The 24,159-nt window shown below is 71.2% G+C and carries 17 protein-coding genes; 10 read left to right on the top strand and 7 right to left on the bottom strand.

The window, feature by feature from the left end:
• Window positions 1-3: 3 nt before the first annotated feature.
• From rluB to I7X39_RS11985, 3 genes are all read right to left on the bottom strand, one after another.
• Window positions 4-1,773 (bottom strand): 23S rRNA pseudouridine(2605) synthase RluB, encoded by a 1,770-nt coding sequence (rluB, locus tag I7X39_RS11995; RefSeq protein ID WP_198111392.1) that lies wholly within the window; start codon window positions 1,771-1,773, stop codon window positions 4-6.
• Complete coding sequence (scpB, locus tag I7X39_RS11990) at window positions 1,770-2,519, bottom strand: SMC-Scp complex subunit ScpB (protein ID WP_232351906.1); 750 nt, start codon at window positions 2,517-2,519, stop codon at window positions 1,770-1,772. The genes rluB and scpB overlap by 4 nt, the downstream gene beginning before the upstream one ends.
• Window positions 2,520-2,697: 178 nt before the next feature.
• Entirely contained in the window at window positions 2,698-3,672 is a 975-nt protein-coding gene (locus I7X39_RS11985) for an RluA family pseudouridine synthase (protein WP_232351905.1), read from the bottom strand.
• 149 nt (window positions 3,673-3,821) lie between these two features.
• Here I7X39_RS11985 and I7X39_RS11980 point away from each other — a divergent pair, with 149 nt between their 5' ends.
• Window positions 3,822-4,613, top strand: a complete 792-nt coding sequence (locus tag I7X39_RS11980; protein WP_198111391.1) for an outer membrane protein assembly factor BamD — start codon at window positions 3,822-3,824, stop codon at window positions 4,611-4,613.
• Window positions 4,614-4,698: 85 nt separating this feature from the next.
• Window positions 4,699-5,484, top strand: a complete 786-nt coding sequence (locus I7X39_RS11975; RefSeq protein ID WP_198111390.1) for a PP2C family protein-serine/threonine phosphatase — start codon at window positions 4,699-4,701, stop codon at window positions 5,482-5,484.
• Between the two features lie 392 nt (window positions 5,485-5,876).
• On the opposite strand, the gene I7X39_RS11970 is transcribed toward I7X39_RS11975, so the two are convergent.
• On the bottom strand, window positions 5,877-6,296 hold the full coding sequence (locus I7X39_RS11970; protein ID WP_198111389.1) for a hypothetical protein: 420 nt from the start codon (window positions 6,294-6,296) through the stop codon (window positions 5,877-5,879).
• 684 nt (window positions 6,297-6,980) lie between these two features.
• On the opposite strand from I7X39_RS11970, the gene I7X39_RS11965 reads away from it, so the two are divergent.
• The 7 genes from I7X39_RS11965 to I7X39_RS11935 all read left to right on the top strand — a co-directional run bounded on the left by I7X39_RS11965 (window position 6,981) and on the right by I7X39_RS11935 (window position 15,849).
• On the top strand, window positions 6,981-7,823 hold the full coding sequence (locus tag I7X39_RS11965; protein ID WP_375140781.1) for a M15 family metallopeptidase: 843 nt from the start codon (window positions 6,981-6,983) through the stop codon (window positions 7,821-7,823).
• A gap of 12 nt (window positions 7,824-7,835) precedes the next feature.
• A complete protein-coding gene (locus I7X39_RS11960) occupies window positions 7,836-8,102 on the top strand; it encodes a PAAR domain-containing protein (protein ID WP_198111387.1) in 267 nt (88 codons plus the stop codon).
• Entirely contained in the window at window positions 8,102-9,508 is a 1,407-nt protein-coding gene (locus I7X39_RS11955) for a hypothetical protein (protein WP_198111386.1), read from the top strand. The genes I7X39_RS11960 and I7X39_RS11955 overlap by 1 nt, the downstream gene beginning before the upstream one ends.
• A 16-nt stretch (window positions 9,509-9,524) precedes the next feature.
• On the top strand, window positions 9,525-13,352 hold the full coding sequence (tssM, locus tag I7X39_RS11950) for a type VI secretion system membrane subunit TssM (protein ID WP_198111385.1): 3,828 nt from the start codon (window positions 9,525-9,527) through the stop codon (window positions 13,350-13,352).
• Entirely contained in the window at window positions 13,349-14,344 is a 996-nt protein-coding gene (gene tagF, locus I7X39_RS11945; protein ID WP_198111384.1) for a type VI secretion system-associated protein TagF, read from the top strand. Before tssM ends, tagF begins: the two co-directional genes overlap by 4 nt.
• Before the next feature lie 4 nt (window positions 14,345-14,348).
• Window positions 14,349-15,131: an OmpA family protein gene (locus tag I7X39_RS11940; protein WP_198111383.1), complete on the top strand. Its 783-nt coding sequence runs from the start codon at window positions 14,349-14,351 to the stop codon at window positions 15,129-15,131.
• 154 nt (window positions 15,132-15,285) lie between these two features.
• Window positions 15,286-15,849, top strand: a complete 564-nt coding sequence (locus tag I7X39_RS11935) for a hypothetical protein (protein ID WP_198111382.1) — start codon at window positions 15,286-15,288, stop codon at window positions 15,847-15,849.
• Between the two features lie 230 nt (window positions 15,850-16,079).
• Here I7X39_RS11935 and I7X39_RS11930 read toward each other — a convergent pair whose 3' ends face one another.
• Entirely contained in the window at window positions 16,080-16,709 is a 630-nt protein-coding gene (locus I7X39_RS11930) for a PEP-CTERM sorting domain-containing protein (protein ID WP_198111381.1), read from the bottom strand.
• Window positions 16,694-19,348: a phosphocholine-specific phospholipase C gene (locus I7X39_RS11925; protein WP_198111380.1), complete on the bottom strand. Its 2,655-nt coding sequence runs from the start codon at window positions 19,346-19,348 to the stop codon at window positions 16,694-16,696. The genes I7X39_RS11930 and I7X39_RS11925 overlap by 16 nt, the downstream gene beginning before the upstream one ends.
• A gap of 167 nt (window positions 19,349-19,515) precedes the next feature.
• On the opposite strand from I7X39_RS11925, the gene I7X39_RS11920 reads away from it, so the two are divergent.
• Window positions 19,516-21,483, top strand: a complete 1,968-nt coding sequence (locus I7X39_RS11920; protein ID WP_198111379.1) for a transporter-like protein — start codon at window positions 19,516-19,518, stop codon at window positions 21,481-21,483.
• On the opposite strand, the gene I7X39_RS11915 is transcribed toward I7X39_RS11920, so the two are convergent.
• Window positions 21,484-24,159 carry a winged helix-turn-helix domain-containing protein gene (locus tag I7X39_RS11915; RefSeq protein ID WP_198111378.1) on the bottom strand — a complete coding sequence of 892 codons (2,676 nt, stop codon included), beginning with the start codon at window positions 24,157-24,159 and terminating at the stop codon, window positions 21,484-21,486.

The following is a 24,159-nucleotide window of genomic DNA, read 5'->3' as shown; positions in this document are numbered from 1 at the left end:
CACTCAGCGACGGCGCTTACCACCGCCGCCACCGCCCTTGCCACCCCCACCGCCACCGCCGCCACTGCGACGATGGAAGCTGTCGGCACCGATGTAGCCGACCGAAGTGCGCATCGGGTCGGGCTCACCACCCGGCCCGCGGCCGCGCGGGGCCTGGCCGTGATCGGGCGCGCTGCCACCATGGCCAAACCCCTGCGGGAAGCCGCGCTTGCTCTTGGCGAAGCGGCGGTCGAAGGTTTGCTCCAAGGGGTTGATGTCGCGCGGCATGTAGTCGTCGTCGTCCTCGGCACGTTGGCGCGGCTCGGCGCGCGGCGGACGCTCGGCAAAGGGAGCCTCGGCACGCGGCGGGCGCTCGCCACGAGGGTTCTCGCGCGGACCCTTGCCCTTGTCAGCCCGCGGACCGCCGCGGCCGCCGTCAGGGCGGCGCTCCTCGCCGCCACCGGGCTGGGCCAGCCGGCGAATGGACTTGACGTCGAAGCCGTTCAGCTCCACCCAGACGCCACGCTTCAGCCCCAGGGGCAGCACCACACTGCCGTAGCGCACGCGAATCAGGCGGCTGACCGTCAGACCCACAGCGTCGAACAGCTTGCGCACCTCGCGGTTGCGCCCTTCGGTGATGACGACGCGGTACCAGCGGTTGGCGCCCTCGCCGCCCGCACTTTCGATGCTCTTGAAGGCGGCCGTCTGCCCGTCGACCTCGACCCCCTCCAGCAGCTGCGCCTTGGCCTCGTCGTCGAGCTGGCCAAGCACACGCACCGCGTATTCGCGCTCCACACCGAAGCGCGGATGCATCAGCTGGTTGGCCAGGTCGCCGGAGTTGGTGAACAGCAGCAGGCCTTCGGTGTTGATGTCCAGGCGGCCGACCGACAGCCACTTGCCCATCTGCAGCTTGGGCAGGGAGCGGAACACCGTGGGGCGGCCCTCGGGGTCATTGAAGGTGACGATCTCGCCCACCGGCTTGTGATAGGCCAGCACCCGCGGCAGCGGCGGCTGGATGCGGATCCTGACCGGCTTGCCGTTGACGCTCACCCGGTCGCCCCAGGAGATGCGCTGGCCGATATGGGCCGGCTCGCCATTGACCTCGATCTTGCCCTCGGCAATCCAGGCCTCGATGTCGCGCCGCGAGCCGACGCCGGACTGCGCCAGCACCTTTTGCAGCTTGGGTGCATCGGCCTCCGCGGCGAGCACACGCTTTTCCGCTTCGGCGGGCGCCAGTTCGGCAGCATCCGGCTCGGGTGCAGCGTCGCCTTCGGCCAGCAGGGCATTCAGGCGCTCGGACAGCGCGGCCTCGACCTGCTCGTCCTGCAGCACCAGGCTGGGCGCGGACGGTTCGTCACGGGCTTCGCGAGGCTCACGATCCTCACGGGGCTCGCGCGCTTCGCGCGGCCCGCGGGCTTCACGCGGACCACGAGCCTCACGTGGGCCACGAGCTTCGCGGGGCTCACTGGCTTCCCGGGTCTGCGCCGCCGCAGCGGCCTCCGGTGCCGGCTCCGCGGCAAGCTCGGCCGCTGGCGTTGGCTGCGCCTGGGCTTCGCCCGTCTCCAGCGCAGGGGCCGCTTCGGCCGCCACCGCCGGCTTGCGGCGACGCGGGGCACGGGCCTTGGGCACGGCCTCCTCTGCGGAGGCCTCGGTGGCCGCCTCGGCCGTCAGCTCGGGTGCCGCGGCCACTTCGGTTGCGGCCGGCTTGGCCCGCGGAGTGCGCTTGCGGGCCGGCTTGGCCGGCGCCTCGGCGGCCACGTCAGGGTTCGGGACTGGGTTTTGCTCGTCGCTCATGGTGCGCTCGCTTCGGGGTCTTCTTGGGGAAGCCATTCGGGGGACTCGGCCGCAGCCGGGGCTTCAGGCACTGGGGCGGCAACGTTCGCTGAAGCATCCGTCGCCGGGTTCGGGCCTTCGCCCATCTCGTCCGCAGCTTCAGCCTGCGGGCTCATCTCATCGGCCGGCGTACCGGCCGCTTCGGTCTCGGGCAGCAGGCTGGCCTGTTCCGGCGTCAGGCCGGTGGCCAGCATGGCGTCCAGCGTCGGCAAGTCCGAAAGGGACCGCAAGCCGAGGTCCTCAAGAAACTGCCGCGTGGTGGCATAGAGGGCGGGCCGCCCCGGCGCCTCACGGTGGCCGATGCTCTCGATCCAGCCACGCTCTTCCAGCTGGCGCACGATCTGCGAGCTCACCACCACCCCGCGGATGTCCTCGATGTCGCCGCGCGTGACCGGCTGGCGGTAGGCAATCACCGCCAGAGTTTCCATCGCGGCACGCGAGTAGCGCTGCGGCTTCTCGGGGTGCAGTCGCTCCAGGTGAGAACGCAGCTGCAGCCGCGTCTGAAAGCGCCAGCCACCCGCCAGCTGCACCAATTCCAGCCCGCGATGGGACCAATCTCCCTGCAGCTCGACCAGCAGGGCCCGCACGGCATCGGCATCCACCCCGTCACCCAGCAGGACCTGCATGTCCTTCAAAGGCATGGGCTGCAGCGCGCACAGCAACGCCGCTTCCAGGATGGACTTCGCCTCCGCTGCTTGAATCTCCATGGACCTCTGGTTCAGGCTGGCACCCTCGGTGCCCTGCTTACACATGGGAAGCTTGGCTTCCCGCGCTGGACGCCGCTGGCATCCGATCTGGAGCGCCGCCGATCTGCCGCGGCGCCTCCGGCAGGGCGCCTGGCCCCGCGGCCTGCGCGATCCACGCCGCGCAGGTATTGCGCTGATTCTAAAGGCCCTCCGACAACCCGCCGCCAGACCACCCCACCAGCGCGCTCGCAGCGGCCAGAAAGTCCGCCGGCGGCGCCACCGACCAACTCAACGCAACACCGCGCACGGGATGCTGCAGGCGCAGACGGGCCGCGTGCAGCGCCTGGCGCTGCATGCCCGCCAGCTCCCGCCCGCCATAAAGGGCATCACCCACCAGGGGCAACCCCCGCGACGCCGCATGCACCCGGATCTGGTGCGTGCGCCCGCTGTGCAGCCGGCAGTGCAGCAAGCTGGAGGCCGCGCCAACCGCCAAGGGCGTGAAATCCGTGCGCGCCGGCTTGCCGTCCGACACCACGGCCATGCGCACCCGGCTGCGCGGGTCGCGGCCGATCGGGGCGTCCACGCTGAAGGCTTGCTCAACGCGACCATGGCACAGCGCCATGTACTCGCGCCCCACCTCGCGCGCAGCCAGCTGGGCCACCAGCGCGTGGTAGGTGGCCACGCTCTTGGCCACCACCATCAAGCCGGAGGTGTCCTTGTCGAGCCGGTGCACGATGCCAGCCCGCGGCAGCAGGCGAGCCGCCTCATGGTGGGCGAGCAGAGCGTTCAGCAGCGTGCCGCTCCAATTGCCGGCCGCCGGATGCACCACCCAGCCCGCCGGCTTGTTCAAGATCAGCAGATGGGCGTCCTCGAACAGGATGTCGATGGGCAGCGCTTCGGGCGCGAACGGCACCTCGTGTTGTGGCGCACGCCACTGCACTTGCAGGCGCTGGCCCAGGCGCAGCTTGCGCGCCGCCTGCGGGCAAGGGGCGCCGTCCAGCCCGACACGCCCTTCTTCCACCAGGCTCTGCAGGTGCGAGCGCGAATAGCCCGGATACAGCGCCACCAGGGCCCGATCCAAGCGCCAGCCCGCCCACTGCGGCAGGATCTCGCCGCTCCAATCCTGGACCGCTTCGGGTGCGGCTTCTTCAAGCTCGTCCTCGTCTCCAGGCAAGGCTTCTGCGCTTCCTATAATTCCCGCACCCCTCTCTCAGTGGCCGAATCGTCGGCTTGTCAATGCCCGTCTCGAGTTCTCGCGCTGCCCTGCAGCGCCGCGCATCGCGCGCCGTCGAAGCGCCTGTTCATGGCCCGCAAGGCCCCTGGATGCACCACATCGGTCGCATCGGCAGCCTGCTTGCGCTGGCTGTGCTGGCTGCCTGCAGCAACACCCCGAAGGACGATCCGAACTCGCAGGCCAGTCTGGACAAATTGTATGCAGAGGCCAAGGACGAGCTTTCGACAGGCGCCTACGAGCGTGCCATCAAGCTGCTTGAGCGCATTGAGGGGCGAGCCGCCGGCACGCTGATGGCGCAGCAGGCCATGCTCGAAATGGCCTGGGCGCAGCATCGCAGTGGCGAAAAGGCCCAGGCCCTGGCCACGCTGGATCGCTTCCTGAAGTTGCACCCCTCCTCGGCTGGCGCCGATTACGCGCTCTACCTCAAGGGCCTGGTCAACTTCAACGAGGATCTCGGCCTGTTCGGGCGCCTTGCCAACCAGGACGTCTCCGAGCGCGACCAACAGGCTTCACGCGACGCGCTGCAGAGCTTTCGCGAGCTGATCGAGAAGTACCCCAGCTCGCGCTACGCGGCCGACGCGCGCACCCGCATCGACTTCATCACCAACACCCTGGCCCAGCACGAAGTGCATGTGGCGCGCTACTATTTCGTGCGCGGCGCCTATGTGGCCGCGGCCAGCCGTGCCCAGACGGCGGTGACAGAGTACCAATACGCCCCGGCCGTCGAAGAGGCCTTGTCCATCCAGGCGCAGAGCTACGACCGCCTGCAGTTGCCTCAACTGCGCGACGACGCCCTGCGGGTGCTGCGCAAGAACTTCCCGCAGAGCAAGTACCTGGCCGATGGCGGCCGCCAGGACAAGCCCTGGTGGCGTCTCTGGTGAGCGCCGCGCGCCACCCCTGAAACCCCTGCCCCGCGTATCCATGCCCAGACGCCAGATCGCCCCCGAAGGCCTCTAGGATCGCGGCATGGCAATTCAACGCGCCGCGAAGCCACCCAAGCCCAGCCACCGTCTGGTAGCAGCCACCGGCCTGCACCGGGGCGATCGCCTCTACCAGCAAGACCAGGTGGCCGTGCTCGTGCACCCGCGCGTGCCGGGCTGCGTGCTCGGCGTCGTGGCCGATGGCATGGGGGGCAAGAGTGGTGGCCGCAAGGCCGCTGACCAGGTGTTGCTCACCGCCCAGCAGTTGTTCGAGCGTCATTCGCCCGGCGATGAAGACCCGGCCGAGCTGCTGCGCCAGCTGTGCTCGGAAGCGCACCTGATGATCAAACTGACGGCGCTGTCCGCCGAGGAAGAGCCGCACAGCACGCTGGCGGCCTTCATGGTCACACCCGACAAGCAGTGCTTCTGGCTGCACACCGGCGACTCGCGCATCTATCACTTCCGTGGCCCCACGCTGATGCGCCGCACGCTCGACCAGTCCTATGTGCAGAAGCTCATCAATGAGGGCACGCTGACCGAGGCCGACGCTGCCAGCCACCCGCAGTCCAATCTGCTCACTGCCTGCCTCGGCACGGTGCAGGATCCGGAACCGGTCGAGAGCGCCATCCACGACCTGCAGGCCGGCGACGTGCTGATGTGCTGCAGCGACGGCCTCTGGCACTACTTCAACAACCGCGAGCTCGGCACGGTGATGCACAGCCTGCCGCCGCGGGAAGCAGCCGAGTTGCTGATCAACAAGGCCCGCCAGCGCGCGCAAGGCAGTGGCGACAACCTGTCGATCGCGATCGTGAAGATCGAGGCGTCCAGCTAGGGCCTATTCACACTGCGCGGGCAGCCCCGCGAATGGGGCTGCCCGGCCGCCAGGCTAGGCGCAGTGCGACGCCCAGACTCGCGTCTGGGCGAGCGCTGCAACGACGCGTGGCGGCCGGACAGCATCATTCCCTTCGGGTTGCCACCAGAAAGAGGCGCCCACTTCGTTGCGAAGCCTCGCCGGGGCGGTGTGTGGACAGTTTGGGCCCTGAGGGCCCGAACTGCCTCACACAGAGCTGGGCCTCTGGCCCAGCGCGGCCTGCAAGGCCTACCCCGGCTTCATTTCGCGCCTCGTTGGCGCCTCTTCTGGATGGCAACGCGGTGGCTTCGCGTAGTGTGAACAGGCCCTAGACCCCTGCGGCGGCACGCCCGGCCTCGGGCGGCGCCGCAATCTCAACCCTGGTTCGCTGAACCCGCCGCGCCCGTACCGGCGCGCTGCGGCCTGGGTTCGGGCGGCAAAGGGCAGCTGCGCGTACGGCCCCAGTAAGCCTTGGCCTCGCAGGCCGCCACCACGCAGGCGTCCTGGGTGGTCTGGTTCGGCAAACCCTTGCAGCGCCGTAGCTCCATGGCGAATTGGAAGCGCTGCACATCGCTCAGGGGCTTGGGAGCGGCTGGGCGGCGCGCCAGGTCGCTGTGAGCCATGACCGCCGCCACCAACTCGGCATCCGGATCCTTGGCCACCGGCTTGCTCGGCTTGGCCGGCGCGGCCGGCCGAGCCACGGGCAATGCGCGCAGCGCTTCGCCCGGCACCACCTCCACCGCCGCGCTGGCCGTCGCAGGCGGTGGCGCCACCGACGGCTGGGACTGACTCACCGACTGAGCCACAACGGTGCGCGCCGGCACAGGCGCTGGCAACGCTGACACGCTGGGATTCGGGGCAACCGATGGCGTGGACGGCGCAGACGGCCGCCACTGCGACAAGCCGATCAAGGCCAGGGCCACGAGGCCGGTGCCCAGCAACCAGAGCCCGTTGGCGCGCCGATTTCTCCCATGGAAAACGGCCCGACCAGCGCGCGTGGCAGTCTCCGGACGTTGGTCCTCCCGCGCGGCGCTCAGGATGCTCAGGCCAAAGCCACTGGGTTCCGCATCAGCAGGATCCGCCCCCTGCCCGGCACGGGCCAGCAGACTCGGGCGCGAGCTCGACTTGGGGAACACGGATGCATTGCTTGGCATGGCTTGATGAGGTGCGGATCAGGCAAGCACCGGCCCGCCAAGGGTTCCGGCGGGCCCGGCGCGCGGGCGCAGGAACGTGAAAAAGTCTAGGGCCTGGCCGCGTGTTTCACGCCCGCTTTGCCCCCCTCGGCAAGGGGTGCTGCGCAGGCCATGAGACGGCACACTGATCGCATCGCCGCGCAGCTTGTTTTTGAGCACCGAAATGGGCTCGAAGAACCGCGTTTTCTCCTATGAAAACGCAGCGCATTCAGCGCTCATCGAGCGGCCCACCATCAGCCCGTTTTTCACCTGTTTCTGCCCATGCTTCTGGGTGTAATTGTTGGCTTGTTTTTGTATCTGCTGGCCGCGTGCGCGCTGGCCCTGCTGCTGCTCGTGCCGGGCGCTCGTGCGGCCACGTGGCGCGGGCTCGCGCGCGGGCACTCGCGTCTGCGCAGCTGGCAGTGGCGCCAAGCCCAAGTGGCTCAGTCATTGAGCCACAAAGCCGGCGCCCGGGGAGTGCACTGGCTGGGCTTCGTGCGCCGCCACGCCTGGCCGATCGGACTGGCGTTGCTGGTGCTGCTGCTGGTGCCCGCCGCCCTCGGGCTGCTGCGCCTGCGGCTGCCGGCCGACACCTACGACCACCGCCTGGAGCGGCCGCGAGATGAGCGCATCGCCGCGCTGCTGATGGGCGAGCAGCTGGTGCCCCCCCCGACCCTGCCACCCGAGCTCTTCCTGCAGCGCGAGCTGGAGCAGGCGCGCCCCCTGGTGCGCAGCGCGAACCGCGAGTGGGCACTGCTGGACGCCGAGTTCCGCCAGCGTCTGCTGGTGGTGTTCCAGATCCTGAAGGAGCGCCACGGCTACGAGGCGGTGCTGATCGAGGGCTACCGCAGCCCCGAACGCCAGGCCGCGCTGCAGGCCCTGGGGCCGCAGGTCACGCAGGCCGGCGCCTTCGAGAGCTACCACCAGCATGGCCTGGCCGCTGACGTGGCTTTCCTGCGCGAGGGCCGCATCGTCATCAGTGAGCGCGAGCCCTACGCGATGCAGGGCTACCAGATGCTCGGCGCAGCCGCCGAATCGGTCGGCCTGACCTGGGGCGGTGGCTGGCGCAGCCTGAAGGACTACGGCCATGTGGAGCTGCGCCGCCCCGGCGTGCTGCGGCGCGAGGCCGGGCACGCACACACGCATTGAGAGGGAGAAACCATGAAGAAGCGCCCATTCATCATCATCGGCTGCAGGACCGACCACGGCGGCACCGTCGTCGAGGGTGCGCCCACGACCTTTCACTACGGCATCCCGATCTCGCGCATCGGCGACGCCGTGCCCTGCCCCATCCCCGGCCATGGCGGCGCGGTCATCGCCACCGGCGACCCGAGCTGCATCATTGACGGCAAGCCGGCCGCCCGGCACGGTGACAAGACCACCTGCGGCGCCACCCTGCTGATGCGCCAGAGCCCGAGCGTGGACTGATGGGCGGCAAGCTGCTCAAGGCCCTGGCCCTGCTGGTGCTGCTGCTGTGCGGCAGCAGCCTCTTGATGCTGTGGCGCTGGGACGCCCAGGGCCACCAGCCCAGCACCGGCGAGGCCCTGCTCTACCTGCTGGTGCTGCCGCTGATGCTGTTTGCCGGCCTGCTGCTGCTGCGTTGGGCCTGGCAGGCGGTGCTGCTGCCCGGACTGGCCGCCGAAAAGGCCGCCGCCGCGGCCGAACCCGCCGCGGCAGCGGCCGCCCCACCGACCCGCAGTGCCGAGGAACAGGCGCGCGAGCGCGCCCACCCGGTGCTGAGCGCCCAGCTGCGCCTGAGCGCCGGCAGCAGCGCCAGCGAGGTGCAGGACGCACTGCAAAGCGGCAAGGCCGCGCCGGGCGTGGACAGCGAACTGCGCGGCGCGCGCGGCCTGCCCATCCTGGCCGCCCGCATGGCCGATCTTGACCCGAGCGCGCTGGAAGCCAGCTGGCCGGACGCCGACCGCGAGCTCAGCACGGCTACGCGCCGCGCCCTGGCCGCGTTGCTGGAGCCGCTGCAGCGCAGCGCCGACGACATCCATCAGGCCCTGGCCGCGTGGACGCAGGAGCCCGCCCCCAGCCTGCGCCTGCTGCTGCAGACCGGCTGCACGGCGCGCGAGAGCGAGGCCGTGGCGCAATGGGTGCAGCAGCAGCTGGCCGAGGCCACCGGCCTGTCCCTGGAGCGCTTGCGCATCGAGCCCCTGCCCGCCGCGGCCGAACCGGCCCAGGCGATCTGGCAGGGCGCCGACCGGCTGCTCACCCTGCTGCAACGCGAACGCAGCCCCGACCTGCTGGTGCTGGTGGCCGCACACAGCCATCTGGCTGAAGACCTGGTGGAGCGCTGGGAGGCCGAGGGCCGGCTGTTCGATGCCGAGCGCCAGCCCAAGGGTCTGATGCCCGGGGAGGGCGCGGCCGTGCTGGTGCTGGGCCCGGCGGACTGGCCCGCCCTCGGCGACGAGCCTCCCCTGCCCCATCTGCACCGCCCGGTGCTGGCGCAGCGCGACAAATCCATCGAAGCCCCCGGCAAGGTCGGCCACCAGGTGCTGGAGGCCGTGCTGGCCCAGACCCTGGCGCTGGGCCGCTGCGGCGCGGAAGCGCTGGGCAGCCTGGTGTGCGACGCCGACCGCCACGGCCCGCGCAATACCGAGCTCTTCGGCGCCGTGCTGGCGCACAAGCTGCCGCTCGACCCGATCGAGGACATGCAACTGCTCGGTGCCGCCTGCGGGCACCTGGGCAGCGTGGGCAGCGTCGCCGCCGTAGCCCTGGCCGCGCAGCGCGCCGCGGCCGACGAGGAACACCGGCCCAGCCTGATCCTGGGCCTGAACGATCTGCAGGCCCGCCTGGGCCTGCTGGTGCGCCGCGGCGCACCCGCCTGAACGAAGTCACCCCGCCATGAAACTCTTCTTCCGCTTCTTGTTCGACCTGCGCACGCTCAGCGTGCTGGGTCTGATCGCGCTGGCCACCTTCCTCTTCCTGGGCGCGGACATGCTGCGTCTGGGGCTGATCTGGGCGTTGCTGGCCCTGCTGGCGGTGCTGCTGGGCTATGGCCTGTGGTGGGCGCTGCAGAAGGCCCGCGCCGTGCGCGCGGCGCGCCGCCTGGAGCAGGGGCTGGACGCCGAGGCCGAGGCCGCTGCCAAAGCGGCCGGCGAACGCGACAAGGCCTCGCTGCAGGCCCTGCGCGGGCGCATGGACGCTGCCGTCAAGACCATCAAGACCAGCAAGCTCGGCCAGAGCGTGGGCAAGGCCGCGCTGTACGAGCTGCCCTGGTACATGATCATCGGCAACCCCGCGGCCGGCAAAAGCACGGCGGTGCTGAAGAGCGGCCTGAACTTCCCCTTCGCCGACCAGGCCGGCAGCGCGGTGCAGGGCATCGGCGGCACGCGCAACTGCGACTGGTTCTTCACCAGCGAGGGCATCCTGCTCGACACCGCCGGCCGCTACTCGGTGCACGAGGAAGACCGCAGCGAGTGGCTGGGCTTCCTGCGCCTGCTCAAGCGCGCACGGCCGCTGGCCCCCATCAACGGCATCCTGATCGCCGTCTCGGTGGCCGAGCTCTCGGGCAGCACGCCCGACGCCGCCATCCAACTCGCCAAGAGCCTGCGCCAGCGCGTGCAGGAGCTGACCGAATCGCTTGAGGTGTTCGCCCCGGTCTACCTGGTGTTCACCAAGGTCGATCTGGTGGCCGGTTTCGTCGAGTTCTTCGCCGACCGCGACGCCGCCGAGCGCGACAAGATCTGGGGCGCCACCCTGCCCTACAAGGCCGAGAGCGGCGAGGACGCGGTGGGCCACTTCGAGCGCCACTTCGATGAACTGCAAGAGGGCCTGCGCGAGCTGACGCTGGCGCGCATGAGCCTGCAGCGCGGCCAGGCCCTGCCCACCGGCGTGCTGAGCTTCCCGCTCGAATTCGCGGCGCTGAAGCCCGCGCTGCGCAGCTTCGTGGCCACCCTGTTCGAGGACAACCCCTTCCAGTTCAAGCCGGTGTTCCGCGGCTTCTACTTCACCAGCTCGGTGCAGGAAGGCAGCGCGCAGTCGCCCGCCAGCGCCGAGGTGGCCAAGGCCTTCGGCCTGCAGGCGCGCGGCGCGCAGGGGAGCGCGGTGGTGCTGTCCGAGGCTGGCTACTTCCTGCGCGAGCTCTTCAGCAAGGTGGTGTTTGCGGACCGCAACCTGGTGCGCCAGTACGCCAGCCGCGGCAAGCTGCGCCTGCGCACCGCCGCCTTCGCGGCCGGCGTGGCGGCGCTGGCGTTGCTGCTGGGGATGTGGGCCTGGTCGGCGTTGGGCAACCGCCAGCTGCTGGATGGCGTGGAGGCCGATCTGCGCAAGGTCGTAGCCCTGCAGGCCGAGCGCGTGGACCTGGGCGCGCGCCTGGAGGCGCTGGAGGTGCTGCAGCAGCGCATCGAGGAGTTGGAGCGCCTGCACGACGACCGCCCGCTCGGCCTGGGCTTCGGCCTCTACCAGGGCGAGGCCATCGAACGCAAGCTGCGCGCCGAATACTTCGCCGGCATCCGCCAGCTGATGCTGCAGCCGGTGGCGCAGGCGGTGGAGGGCTACCTCACCGAGGTCAACCAGCAGGCCGCCAACTTGAGCCCGCTGACGCGCACGCCCGACTCCGGCGTGGCCGCCAGCGAATCCGCCCCCGGTGCGCCGAGCCGCTACACCGATGCCTCGCCCACGCACGCGGGCGAGGCCTACAACGCCCTCAAGACCTACCTGATGCTGGCCGAGCGCAGCCGCATGGAGCCGGCCCACCTGACCGATCAGATCACCCGCTTCTGGCGCGGCTGGCTGGACGAGAACCGCGGCAGCCTGCCGCGCGACCAGCTGGTGCGCAGCGCCGAACGCCTGCTCGCCTTCAGCCTGGCCCATCTGCAGGACCCGGCCTTCCCGGTGCTGGACACCAATCTGGCCCTGGTGGACCAGACGCGCGAGAACCTGCGCAAGGTGATGCGCGGCATGCCGGCGCGCGACCGCGTGTACGCCGAGATCAAGGCCCGCGCCGCCACCCGCTTTGCGCCGATGACGGTGGCGCGCATCCTCACCGAAGCCGGCCGCCCCACCGAGGCGGGCAGCCTGCCCTCGGTGGCCGGCAGCTATGCCATTCCGGGCAGCTTCACGCGCCAGGCCTGGGAAGACTATGTGCAGCCCGCCATCAAGCAGGCCGCCACCACCGAGCTGCAGCGCGTCGATTGGGTGCTCAACGTCGCCGCCAAGGACGACCTCTCGCTCGAGGGCAGCCCCGAGCAGATCCGCGCCGCGCTCACCGAGCTCTACAAGACCGAGTACGTCAAGGAGTGGCAGCGCTTCGTGCAGGGTGTGACGGTGGCCGAGTTCCAGGACTTCGGCGACGCCGTCAAGCACCTGAACCGCCTGGGCGACGCCAGCGACTCGCCGCTCAAGCTGGTGCTCGAAGCCCTGCTGGACCAGACCAGCTGGGACAACCCCAGCATCCTCAACGACCGGCTCAAGCGCACCCAGGGCGGCGTGATCGCCTGGTTCAAGCAGTCGGTGCTGCGCATGGCGCCCTCGCGCGTGGAGGTGGACGTCAACATCAGCGGCGGCAACAAGGAAGTGCCGATGGGCCCGATCGGTCGCGAGTTCGCCGCCCTGCCGCGCCTGATGCTGGCCAAGGACAGCGGGCCGCCACTGGTCAAGGGCTACTTCGCCGCGCTCGCCAAGCTGCGCAGCCGCTTCAACACCATCGCCAACGAGGGCAACCCCGGCCCCGGTGCGCGCAACCTGATGAGCGGCACGCTGGAAGCCGGCAACTCGGAGCTGGCCGAGGCCCTGCGCTTCGTGGACGAGCAGATGATGCTGGGCCTGAGCCCCAGCCAGCGCAGCACCCTGCGCCCGCTGCTGGTGCGCCCGCTGATGCAGGCCTACGCCGTCTCCGTGCCCGCCGCCGAGACCGAGCTGAACCGCCGCTGGGAGGCCGAGGTCTACGGGCCCTTCCAGCGCACCCTGGCTGGCAAGTACCCGTTCGACACCGCCTCGCGCGTCGAGGCCGGCAGTGCCGAGATCGCCAAGCTCTTCGGCCCCGAGGGCGCGATCGCCAAGTTCGGCAATGACACCCTGGGAACCATGGTGGTGCGCCGCGGCGACAGCATCGAGGCGCGCACCTGGGCCGACATCGGCCTGCGCCTGCGCCCGGCCTTCTTGGAGGGCTACGGCCGCTGGATCGCGCCGCTCGACGGCGCCGCCGCTGCGCCAACCGCCAGCACCGCGCCGGCCGCTGCCAGTGCGCAGTACGCCTTCCAGGTGCAGCCCCAGGGCGCGCCGGGCCTGCTGGAGTACACGCTCAGCATCGACGGCCAGCAGCTGCGCTACCGCAACGGCGCGGCGCAGTGGACGGACTTCGTCTGGCCCAACCCCGCCGGCCAGCCCGGCGTGCGCCTGAGCGGCATCACGGTGGACGGCCGCACGGTCGAGTTCGTCAACGTCATGGGCGCTTATGGCCTGGACCGCATGTTCAGCCTGGCCAAGACGCGCCGCCTGCCCGGCGACATCAACGAGATGAGCTGGAGCCAGGGCGAGCACAGCGTCAGCATCCAGCTGCGCATCGTGCGCGCACCCGGCGCCGCCGCCCAGGCCACCCAGACCGCCAGCGCCGGCAGCGGGCTCAAGGGCCTGAAGCTGCCGCCCCTGGTGGTGGGCGTGGACAGTGCGACGGGCAGTGCCGCCACCGCCACGGCCGCCGCTGCCACCGCCACGGGAGCCAAGCTGTGAGCGCGGTGCTGAACGAGGCCAGCGCGCCCCTGCTCTTCTTCGGCAAGCTGCCCAGCCGGGGCGACTTCGTGCGCAGCGCCCAGCAGCCCGCCCTGGTGCAGAGCTTTGACCGCTGGCTCAGCGGTGCGCTCGAACTGCTGGTGCCGAACGCGCACTGGAAGGGCCTGTACGACGGCGCCGCGCCCCTGCACTTCGCCGTGCTCGGGCCGCAGCAGCGCCAGGTCGTGGCCGGGCACATCCGGCCTTCGCAAGATGGTTCAGGCCGGCGCTTCCCCTTCCTGGTGGCCAGCAGCTTCGAGGCCGAGGCACCCGGCCACTTCATCGGCCGCGCGCCGCTCGCCCTGAACCGGCTGTGGAGCCAGGCCGAGCAGCTGGCGCGCCGCGCCCAAGGCGCGGCGGACGCCACCACCCTGCTGGGCGAGGCGGCACAGCAGCGCGTGGACCTGAACCTGCAGCCCAGCGCCTACGACGCCGCCCTGACCGACTTCCTTGACCTGCAGACCATCGGCAGCGCACAGGCCCTGCTGGCGCGCGCCCACCCGGAGGTGGACCTGGCGCGCGTGGTGCTGGGCCTGGGCCTGCTGCTGCAGCCCGTGCCCGCCAGCGGCAGCGCCCGGCTGGAACGCGGCCTGCGCCTGCCCCTGCCGGCCGACCCGCTCTACGCCCCCTTCATGGCCAGCTGGTGGCTGGATCTGGTGTCCGGCTTCCTGCGCCGTGCCAATTTCGAGCTGCTGCTGCTCTGGCCACAGGACGCCGCCCCCTGGCTGGCCCTGGGCTTCGCCGGTGGCAGCGCCACGGCGCTGGCCGCGCATCTGGGCCAGGTGCCGGAGCCCGACAGCGGCCCCTTCGTGGACCTGCTCGACCCCGACTGGGCCGATGCCCTGGCCGAGCAGGACTACGCCGTGCGCAAGCTCGCCAGCTACCTGCAGCAGCAGGGCCTGTCGCTGCGCCAGGCTACCCAGACTTTCCGCGAGGCCTTCCTCGGTGAGTGACGCCATGAACCTTTCCCTTCGCCTGCTGAGCGCCGCCCTGCTGCTAAGTGCCGCGCCCGCCTTCGCCCAAACCCCTGCACCCGCGCCGGCCCAGAAGCCCGTCATCGTCAGCGGCGTGGTGCCCGACGAAGCCAGCCGCGCCGCCATCCTGGCCCGCGCCCGCGAGCTCTACGGCCCCGAGCGCGTGGTCGACCAGCTTGGTGTGGGCAAGCTCGCCGCCCCGCCGAACTGGACGCAGCAGGTCGTCAAGCTGATGCAGCCCGAGCTCAAGCAGGTCAGCCAGGGCGAGCTCAAGGTTCGCGGCTCGGTGGTGGAGCTGAACGGCCAGGTGGGCAGCCAGGCCCTGGTGGCCAGCATCCCCGCCAGCCTGCAGGGCCAGCTGGCCAACCCGAGCTACCAGCTGCGCGCCGGCCTGCGCGTGGACAGCCCCGGCCAGGCCCAGCTGGACGCCGCGCTCGCCAACCGCATCGTCGAGTTCGAGCCCGCCCGCGACCAGCTCACCGCCACCGGCACCCAGGTGCTGGACCAGCTGCTGCCCCTGCTCAAGCAGTTCGACGGCCGCCGCTTCGAGGTGGTGGGCCACACCGACAGCGACGGCGCGCGCGAGGCCAATATGGCGCTCTCCAAGGCCCGCGCCGAGGCCGTCAAGCGCTACCTGGTGGAGCGCGGCATCCCAGCGGCCAGCATCGTCACGGACGGCGCGGGGCCGGACCGGCCGGTGGCGGACAACGGCAGTGCGGCGGGGAAGGCGCGGAATCGAAGGATTGAGTTCCGCGTGTTGGCCTGAAGGGGCGGGACCGCGAAGGCTTCATGGGACCGCAGCCTTTTGAATGAAGCCAGGTGCCCGCTTTCTTGCACGGAGGGACCGCTCGTGATCGAGTGGTCTCGGCTAGGCTTTTCGTCGAGTAAGGTGTAGCCACAGTTCCGGCAGATCTGGCCATATGACCCATCGAATCCTGGGAGCGCTGCTGGCGTTAGTCATCGCGGCAAGCGCGGTTGCCTCTCGCGAAACTTCAATTTCGTTACGAGAGCTATTTGCCGTCTCCAGCGTCGTCGGCGTTGTTGAGATCCTCGACGGACGAGTCGTCGCAGCAGGCGCTGACACTTGTGGAGCGCGATACAAGGGACGTGTTCTCGAGGGCACAAAGAACGCAACCGCAGGCCAGCTCATCGAGTTTGGATTTGCACCTGGCCTCAAGATCGGCACGAAGTACTTTGTTCTGCTCGACGAATACAGAAACGTCAGATTCGATCGATTCCCTGATTTCCAGACTCGCTGCAAGAGCGTCCTGCCTGATCTTGCAATGGTTGGAATATGGCGTGGGGCGATGGAGGTGGTCGCAAGCGGAGATGACCCGTCGCGCAGAGAAGGTTGGACGGTCCGGCGCGTGAATCTCGTCGATTACCCAATTGGAACGAGGAGCAAAGATGTCGACGGAGAACGACAACTTGTCTTCATCGACATGCTCGCCAGGATGAAGAACGGAGCTTCTGAATCTCGCTGAGGTTTTCCGCCCTCGGCGCTCCGAAGAACAGACCCCCAACCAGCGCAATGGCCGGCTCGGCGCTCGTTGGGGGTTCATTCATCGCAGAGAGCCCGCGATGGTTTGCGGTGGTCTAGTCGGCCGGTACTCCGGCCAGCTTAGCGGGCAGGTTTTCGCAGTCCCAGGAGGGGTGTGGGAGCCATGTGAGCCAGCCGTGCAGTCGCAGCCGGCCCGAGGCCGGCTGCGTGCATTCAGCGCCATTCTTTGCCCCGCGTTTCTTTGGCAAGACAAAGAAATGCGGGTCGGGGTGTGGGGTTGAAGACCCCACGGGCTGTCACGCAGCGCGCCATCAACCCCGCTCGACGCCTCGTCCCCAACCAAGCAGCCAAGAGCGCGAAGCACAGCAACCCCACCCCACCGGGTTCCGGAACAGCCACCCCTTCCCACCGCGCCCCCGCCGCCAAGCTCCCACCGTGCCAATACCCCAGGCCCAAGCTGAGCTCCCCCGCCGCAGCGGCCAGATCCACCACCACGGCCCCCGGCTGCAGCACCTCGAAGCGCAGCCACCCCAACACCTCGCTCGACTGACCGAAATCGACCAGACCAGGAAAGCGCGAGGCAGCGATCACATCAGGCCCCAGCCAGGGGCTGTCGTCGCTCCAGCCGGGTGCGGGCTCGAAGCCGAGGAGGTGCAGGCCGTTGAGCTGCAGCTGCAGGCCAAAGAACAGCAGCGCGTCGCCGGGCGGCAGGCCGTCAAAAGGCTGGTCGAGCCGGAGCTGCAGCGAGAAATTCTGGCCAGGTAACAACGACTCAGGGCCTTGCAGGCGCAGCGTGGGGGCGGCCGTGGCGGGGGTGGCCAACTGGATCAGCAGCACCAGCAAGGGTGCCAGCAGCGTGCGGGCGATGGGGTACATGGCTGGGCTTCCTTGGCAAAGATCTCGTACCAGGCGCGGTAGTCGGCCTGGGTGATGCAAGCGTCGCCGTCGAAGTCGGCGAGCGGCTGGTAGCGCGGCTGGCCGGCGCAGCTGCCCAGGGCGGCGCGCTGGGCTTCGCGGTCGGTGGCGTCAATGCGGGCGTCGCCGTTGAGGTCGCCGCGGCGCAGCACGCGCAGGGGCAGGTAGGCGGCGGCGGGGGCGTAGCCGTCGTTCAGAAAGAGGCCAATGAAGTACTCGCCCTCCCCCAGGCCGCTCAGGGCCTGGCTGCCGGCCGGGGCGGCAACGTAGTTCCACTTCAGCGCGCCCTGCACGCCCGGGGTCTGGCCCTTGCGGTAGACGCCCAGCCAATGCGTGCGGCCGGCGGGCAGCTCGCGCCAGCTCAGCTGCACGCTGTCGCCCACGCGCGTCAGCGCCGTGGAGGCGGCGAACTGCACCGGCGCGGGGCCGCTGGCGGGGGCGGGCCAGGGCGAGGGTTCGGCCTGGGCCAGGCCGCTGAGGACGGGGTCGCTGTGATCCAGGCCGGCACCTTCCAGATGGCCGCTGAGGCGCCGCCACCAGCGCGGGTCGCCCTCCAGGCGCAGGCCGAGGTCATACCAGCCCTGGCTGGCCAGCAGGCTGCGCGCCAGCAGGCGCTGCTGGCCGGGGGCGAGCTCGATCGTCTGCACGCTGCGGTCGCCGTAGGCCAAGTCGCGCAGTTGCAGGCGCTGGGTGCTGCCGCCGCCGTTGCGCAGCAGCAGCTGCACGCCTTGCGCCTGCGGCTGCTCAATGAGGCTTGCCTCCACGCGCAGCATGCCCGCACCCAGGCGGCCCCAGAACTCGCGCGCAAAGCCGTTCGGGCCTTGCACGGCCAGGTGGTACTCGCCGCCGGTCCAGTTCCAGACTTCCTGGGCGATGCGCTGCCCGGGAGCGACGCTGTAGTGCCAGGGGCCGTCGCCGCGCAGGCCGCTGTAGACGATGAAGGCAGCGGCGGCCGTGCCGCTGTTGACGAAGTCGAGCGCGAACTGCGGGGCATCGCCTTGGATGGCGCCCTCCACCGCCACGCGGTAGGGCAAGGCGCAGGCCGGGCGCGGGCGGGCCGCGCGTTCCTGGCTGGGCAGGGTCTGGATGGCGGGCGGCAGCGCATCGGCCGTGCCCCAGCCCTTGAAGTAGACGGCGCTGCGCGGCAGCTGCTGCGGCCATTGCGCGTCGGGCTGGCTCAGGTTCAGGGTGCTGGTCAGGTCGCCACACACCGCGCGGCGCCAGGGGCTGATGTGCGGGCATTGCACGGCCGCGCGCGGCAGGCCCAGGCCTTGCGTGAGCCACTCTTCGAGCAGGCGGATCTGCGACGTGTGGTCGAACAGCTCGGAGTTGACGCGCCCGCCCTTGCTCCAGGGCGAAAGCACCAGGGCCGGCACGCGCGGGCCCAGGCCGATGGGTTCGCGGCCCGGGTCAAGCTCGCCGCTGTTCGGGTAGCTGCTGCGGCCTTGGGCTGCATCGCGCGGTGCCATGGGCGGCGGGCGGTGGTCGAAGAAGCCGTCGTTCTCGTCGTAGCTGAGCACGAGCACGGTGCGGGCCCAGGTGTCGGGGTGCTCGGCCAGCGCAGCCAGCAGGCGGGCGGTGAAGTGCTCGCCGGCGTTCGGGGTCTCGGCGGGGTGCTCGCAGTACTCGGTGGGGGCGCAGATCCAGCTGACGGCGGGCAGGCGGCCGGCGCGCAGGTCGGCACGGAAGTCGTCGATCAGCCACTGGCCGCTGGTGCCGGGCGCATTGGCCGCGGTGGAGCCGGGGGCCAATGCGCGGCCCTGGCGGTAGTAGGGCGAATCGGGTGTCAGGCGGCGGCCCTGCGCGTCCACACGGAAGCGCTGGAAGTACTGCAGGTAGTTGTCGCCGTAGTTGTCCCACTCCTGGTAGACCTTCCAGCTCACGCCCAGGGCTTGCAGCTGCTCGGCGTAGCTGCTCCAGGCGATGCCGGGGGCGCTGGGGTGGTCGTTGACGATGTCGGCGTTGTAGATGCCGTTGTGGACGTTGTAGAGCCGGCTGTCGGAGATGCCGGTGAGCACGCCGCCGGCGTGGCCGCTCAGCGCGTAGAGGCGGTTCGGGTCGGTGGGGCCGAAGACCGAGCAGTGGTAGGCGTCGCAGACGGTGAAGGCATCGGCCAGCGCGTAATAGAAGGGCAGGTCCTGACGGTCGAAGAAGCCCATGCAGCGTGGGCCCTTCTGCGCCGGCCAGGCGGCCCAGTCCTTCCAGGTGGCCTCGCTGCCCTTCCAACTGTGGTTCAGGCCGATGCGCAGCGCGTTCGTGCCGCGCGCATCGAAGTGGTAGGGCAGCACCTCGGCGGCCCCATGGGGTTGGTGCCACACGGGTTTGGCCGAGGGCAGGCGGATGGCGCGCGGGTCGTTGAAGCCGCGCACGCCGGCCAGGGTGCCGAAGTAGTGGTCGAAGCTGCGGTTCTCCTGCATCAGGAAGACGATGTGGCCGATGTCGGCCAGCGTGCCGCTGCGGCGCGCGGCTGGCACGGCCAGGGCGCGCTGAAGGGTCTGCGCCAGCGTGCTGCTGCCAAGGGCGGCGCCGGCGGCCAGGAAGCGGCGGCGCGAATGCGGTGAATTCATGGGCGTGCGCGGCCGCTGCGAGCGGCCTGGGGGTGGAAGGCGCGCGCAGTGTTGGAAGCCGGTGTGACGGTCGCGTGAAGCGCGGCAAGGCTGTGCCGCATTCGGCCGCCGCGCCGAAGGAAGCGGCACAGGGCGAGCGCGCGCGATTGCCGTTAAGGTGCGCCCCCATGCAAGCCCTGCCCACCCTGAACACCCTGCTGGCCCGGCTGGACCCGGCGGCCGTGCGCGCCGAGCGCCAGCTGGCCCTGGTGCAGCTGATTGCCTGGTTGCGCCCGGGCCGCCACGAGGGCGCCGAGATGGCCGTGCTGCGCCTGCAGCAGCTGCTGCAGCGCCTGGACGACGAACCCGCACTGCGCGCGCGCGTGCAGGCCCTGCTGGCGCTGCTGTGGAGCGAATCCGACGGCGGCAGCCTGCTGGCCGAATACGGGCTGGCGCGCCGCCTCTCGCTGCTGCGCGAGCTGCGCCGCCGCGCCGCGCTGCGCTGGCTGCCCGGCACGCCCGACACCGACCAGCTCGGTGCCCTGTTCGAGCTGGCCTTCCGCCCCGCCGACGCCGCCTGGCTGGCCACGCTGGACAAACCGCTCGAAGCCCGCCTGGCCGAGCTGCTGGCCTTCCCCGCCCGCGCCCAGGCGCTCGATGCCCTGGCCCTGCTGGCCAACGAGGCGGCGGCCGAAGGCCAGGACGCAGAGCTGCGCGGCCGCATGGATCCGGCCCTGCGCCAGGCGCAGCCCTTTCGCCAGCTGCCGCTGACGGTGGCCCAGCTGGCCCAGGCGCTGGAGCAAGGCGCCAAGGCCGAGGCCCTGCAGCACGCCGCCTACCTGCGCGCCCTGCTGGACGCCTGCCGCCGCGCCGCGGCCAGCGTGCTCACGCACCTGGAAAGCCATGGCGTGTCGATCGACCTGGTGTTCACGCTGGACCAGCTGGACGGCCGGCTGGAGCGCCTGGAGGCCCTGCTGAACCTGGCCCTGGGTGGCCCCGCCCTGCCCCTGTTGCTGCGCCTGATCGAACTGGGCGGCGCGCAGCGCGGCATCCGCCCGCTGCTGGGCCAGCACTTCCAGCTGCTGGCGCGCCAGATCGCCGAGCGCAGCGCCGAGACCGGCGAGCACTACATCACCCGCAGCCGCACCGAGTACTTCGACATGCTGCGCCGCGCCGCCGGCGGCGGCCTGGTGATTGCCGGCACCACGGTGCTGAAGTTCGCGCTCATGGCGCTGGCGCTCAGCCCCTTCTGGGGCGGCTTTGCGGCCGGGCTGAACTACGCCGTCAGCTTCGTGCTGGTGATGCTGCTGCACTGGACGGTGGCCACCAAGCAGCCCGCCATGACGGCCCCGGCCCTGGCCGACAGCCTGACCGCGCTGCGCGGCCTGCGCGACGAGGCCGAGGTGACGCAGGCGGTGGAAGGATTCGTGGACCGCGTGGCGGCGCTGATCCGCTCGCAGGTGGCCGGCATCGTCGGCAACGTGGCGGTGTGCGGGCCACTGGTGCTGGGCCTGCAGCTGCTGCTGCAGGGCCTGGGCCAGGCACCGGTGATCGACGCCGCCAAGGCCCGCTACGTGCTGGACAGCCTGAGCCTGCTCGGCCCCAGCCTGCTGTTCGCCGCCTTCACCGGCGTGCTGCTGTTCGGCAGCTCACTGATCGCCGGCTGGGCCGAGAACGCCTTCGTGCTGCACCGGCTGGACAGCGCGCTGCGTTGGAACCCGCGCCTGCAGGCCCTGCTGGGGCCGGAGCGCGCGCAGCGCTGGGCGCGCTGGTGGCGGGGCAACATCTCGGGCCTGGCCGCCAACATCTCGCTGGGCTTTCTGCTCGGCCTGGTGCCGGTGGTGCTCGGCTTCTTCGGCCTGGGGCTGGACGTGCGCCATGTGACGCTTTCCACCGGCCAGCTGGCCGCGGCCCTGGGCACCCTGGGGGCCGGCCTGCTGCACGAGCCCGCCTTCTGGTCCTGCGTGGTCACGGTGGCAGGCATCGGCGCGCTGAACGTGGGCGTGAGCTTCTGGCTGGCCTTCCGCGTGGCGCTGCGCTCGCGCGGCATCCGCCTGCATGAGCGCCGGCGCATTGCGCAGGCCTTGCGCGCGCGCCTGCGCCGCGCGCCGCTGAGCTTCGTGCTGCCGCCGCAGGCGGGGGCGAACGCCGACTGATCAGGCGCGGCGGCGGAACCAGTCCGCCGCCTGCCCGCGCGACTGCACGCCCAGCTTCTCCAGGATGTTGGCGACGTGGCGCTTGACGGTGAAGGGGCTGAGCTCGAACACCCGGGCGATGACCTTGTTGCTCTCGCCCGCGGCCAGGCGCTCCAGGATTTCGAGTTCGCGCGCCGTCAGGCCCGCGGCCGAGATGTCCGCTGCGGGCACGGGCTTGAGCGGGCTGGGCGGCTCGGCCAGGGGCAGCGCCCCCAGGCCGGCGCAGCGGCGCAGCTGGGCCTGCAAGTCGGCCGGCAGCAGATCGCCCCAGGCCTGCTCGGCCACGCGGCGCAGCGCGCTGCGCGCCAGCAGCGCGCCACCGGGCCCGCCCTGGCGGGCGATGCGCGCCGGCAGCGGCAGCAGGGCCTCGGCGGCTTCGGCGCGTCGGCCCAGGGCCAGCAGGGCCTCGGCCAGGCGCAGCCGCGCTTCCACGGCCAGGCCCATGATGTCGATGGATTCCTCCTGCTCCAGCAGGGCCTGCCAGGCCGGCACCTCGGCGGCGCGCTGGCCCATCACGCAGGCTTCGAGCGCGGGCACCGCCCGGCCCAGCAGGGGTTCGTAGGCCAGGGCGGCACGCACCCGGTCCAACTGTTCGCGGCAGGCCTGCCATTCATCCAGGCGGCCGAAGGCCACGGCCACGCGGCCCCACAGAAAGAGCGCGGTCCAGCGTGTGTTCAGCCCGCCGGAGCGCGGCAGATCGGTGACGCGCTGGCGCACCTCTTCGAGCGCCTCGTCGCCACGGCCCTGGGCAGTGCGCAGCAGGGCCGTCAGGGCCTTGAGCGGCACGCGCACCGTCACCGGTTCGCCGGCCCAGTGGGCGTCGGCACGGGCACGCGCCAGCGCGGCCTCGGCGTCGTCCAGACGGCCAGCCCAGAGCAGCAGCCAGCCCTGCTGCACCACGGCGATGCCGCGCAGCGGCGTCGGGGCATCGGCCGCGATGCGCAGCAGGCCCTCGGCGTAGCGCTGCAGCGCACCGTTGGCATGGCCCAGGCCGGGCTGGCCCGGCAGGCCGACGAAGCGCGGCACCGGCAGCACCTGGTACCAGACCTCGTGTGCATCGGTCTGCTCCAGCAGGTCCACCATGCGGTGCAGCAGCGGCCCCACGTCGCCGAGCCGGCCGGTCTGCAGCGCGTACCAGGCCTGGGTGAAGAGGAACACCACGCGCGCATTGAGCGGCAGTGCGGCCTCGTCAAAGCCCTGCAGATGCTGCTCAGGGGGTTCCAGGCGGTCCAGCGAAAGCGTGGCGATGACCTGGTAGACGCGCGCCACCGCCTGGCGCAGCGGGTCGCCGGCGGCGGCGGCTTCGGCCTGCTGCATCGCCGCCAGCATGGCGGGCCAATCCCAGCGGTTCCAGGCCGCCAGTCCCTGCATGCGCAGCCAATCGGGGCAGCGCTGCTGGAAGTCGGGCGGGAAGAGGCCGAGCAGCCGGTCCACCAGCGCGCCGGCGCCCAGCGTGAGCAGGCGGTGGCCCTGCGCCAGCAGGAGCTCGGCCGCACCATGCAGCTCGCCTGCGCGCACCAGCAGGGGCACGCTGCGCGCCGGGTCGCTTTCATGCGCGGCGGCGGTCTTCAAGAGGCCGGGCAGTTCCTCGGGGTGCTCGCGCTCCAGGCGGTGCAGCAGCGCGGCGCGGAAGAGGTCGTGCAGGCGCAGGGTCAGCGGGGCACTGAGCCCGCCGTCCTCGCCGTCGATGGCGGTGGCGAACAGACCCAGGCGCTCGATCTCCTCCAGCAGCTCGGCCGAGCGCGGCTCGCCGCTGAGCGCGGCGCAGCGCTTGGGGTCCAGTTCGGTGAGCACCGAGCAGCGCAGCAAGAAGCGGCGCAGGTGCTCGGGCAGGCGGTCCAGCACCTCGGCGGCCAGGTAGTCGAACACATGGCGGTTGATGGGCGGCAGGCGCTGCGTGCCGGGGGCCACGTCCTGCCAGGCGTTCAGCGCCAGGCGCAGGCCCACCGGCCAGCCCTGGGTGCGTTCCCACAGGGCCTCGGCGCGTTCCTCGGGCAGGCCGAGCAGGCGCACCAGGGCCGCCACCTCGCTGCGGCCGAAGGCCAGGTCCAGCTGGCGGAACTCGGCCAGCTCGCCCAGCGCGCGCAGGCGCGGCAGGGCCAGCGGCGGCTCGGTGCGGGTGCCCACGGCCAGGGTCCAGCGCGTAGGCAGGCGCTCCACCATCAGCTTCAGGAACTCCAGCGCCTCGGGGTCGCTGACGCGGTGCAGGTCGTCCAGCACGATCACGCCATGCGACACCTCGCAGGCATCGAGCGCGTTCACCAGCTCGCTCACCACGGCCGCGCGCCGGCCCGGCTGGGTGGCGGTGGTGGCCAGGGCCTCGGGCGCGGTGCGCCAGGGCGGGTCGTAGGGCTCCAGCGCGGCCACCAGGGCTTCGAGCAGGCGCTGCAGGTCGTCGCCCTCCTCCAGCGCCACCCAGGCATGGGCCACGCCGGCGGGCAGTTCACCCAGCTGGTGCGCCAGCACCGAGGTCTTGCCATAGCCAGCCGGTGCGGTGACGAGCACCAGGCGCTGGCGCAGCAGCGCCTGGCCCAGGCGCTCCTCGATCCGCGCACGCGCCAGGAAGCCGCTGCTGCGCGGCTTGGGCGCCTGGATCTTGGTGATCGCGATCTCGGCAGGAACGGTGGCCAGACTCAT

The organism is Inhella proteolytica (genome assembly GCF_016093275.1).
GTDB lineage: Bacteria > Pseudomonadota > Gammaproteobacteria > Burkholderiales > Burkholderiaceae_C > Inhella > Inhella proteolytica.
Note: the sequence above shows the minus strand (reverse complement) of the source record. Positions and strands in the feature narration are given on the sequence as shown.

Bases quoted from the DNA above. Each gene is read 5' to 3' on its own strand.
- rluB (WP_198111392.1), bottom strand. From the start codon at position 1,773: ATGAGCGACGAGCAAAACCCAGTCCCGAACCCTGACGTGGCCGCCGAG.
- scpB (WP_232351906.1), bottom strand. From the start codon at position 2,519: ATGGAGATTCAAGCAGCGGAGGCGAAGTCCATCCTGGAAGCGGCGTTG.
- I7X39_RS11980 (WP_198111391.1), top strand. From the start codon at position 3,822: ATGCACCACATCGGTCGCATCGGCAGCCTGCTTGCGCTGGCTGTGCTG.
- I7X39_RS11975 (WP_198111390.1), top strand. From the start codon at position 4,699: ATGGCAATTCAACGCGCCGCGAAGCCACCCAAGCCCAGCCACCGTCTG.
- I7X39_RS11960 (WP_198111387.1), top strand. From the start codon at position 7,836: ATGAAGAAGCGCCCATTCATCATCATCGGCTGCAGGACCGACCACGGC.
- I7X39_RS11955 (WP_198111386.1), top strand. From the start codon at position 8,102: ATGGGCGGCAAGCTGCTCAAGGCCCTGGCCCTGCTGGTGCTGCTGCTG.
- tssM (WP_198111385.1), top strand. From the start codon at position 9,525: ATGAAACTCTTCTTCCGCTTCTTGTTCGACCTGCGCACGCTCAGCGTG.
- I7X39_RS11940 (WP_198111383.1), top strand. From the start codon at position 14,349: ATGAACCTTTCCCTTCGCCTGCTGAGCGCCGCCCTGCTGCTAAGTGCC.
- I7X39_RS11935 (WP_198111382.1), top strand. From the start codon at position 15,286: ATGACCCATCGAATCCTGGGAGCGCTGCTGGCGTTAGTCATCGCGGCA.
- I7X39_RS11925 (WP_198111380.1), bottom strand. From the start codon at position 19,348: ATGAATTCACCGCATTCGCGCCGCCGCTTCCTGGCCGCCGGCGCCGCC.
- I7X39_RS11920 (WP_198111379.1), top strand. From the start codon at position 19,516: ATGCAAGCCCTGCCCACCCTGAACACCCTGCTGGCCCGGCTGGACCCG.
- I7X39_RS11915 (WP_198111378.1), bottom strand. From the start codon at position 24,159: ATGAGTCTGGCCACCGTTCCTGCCGAGATCGCGATCACCAAGATCCAG.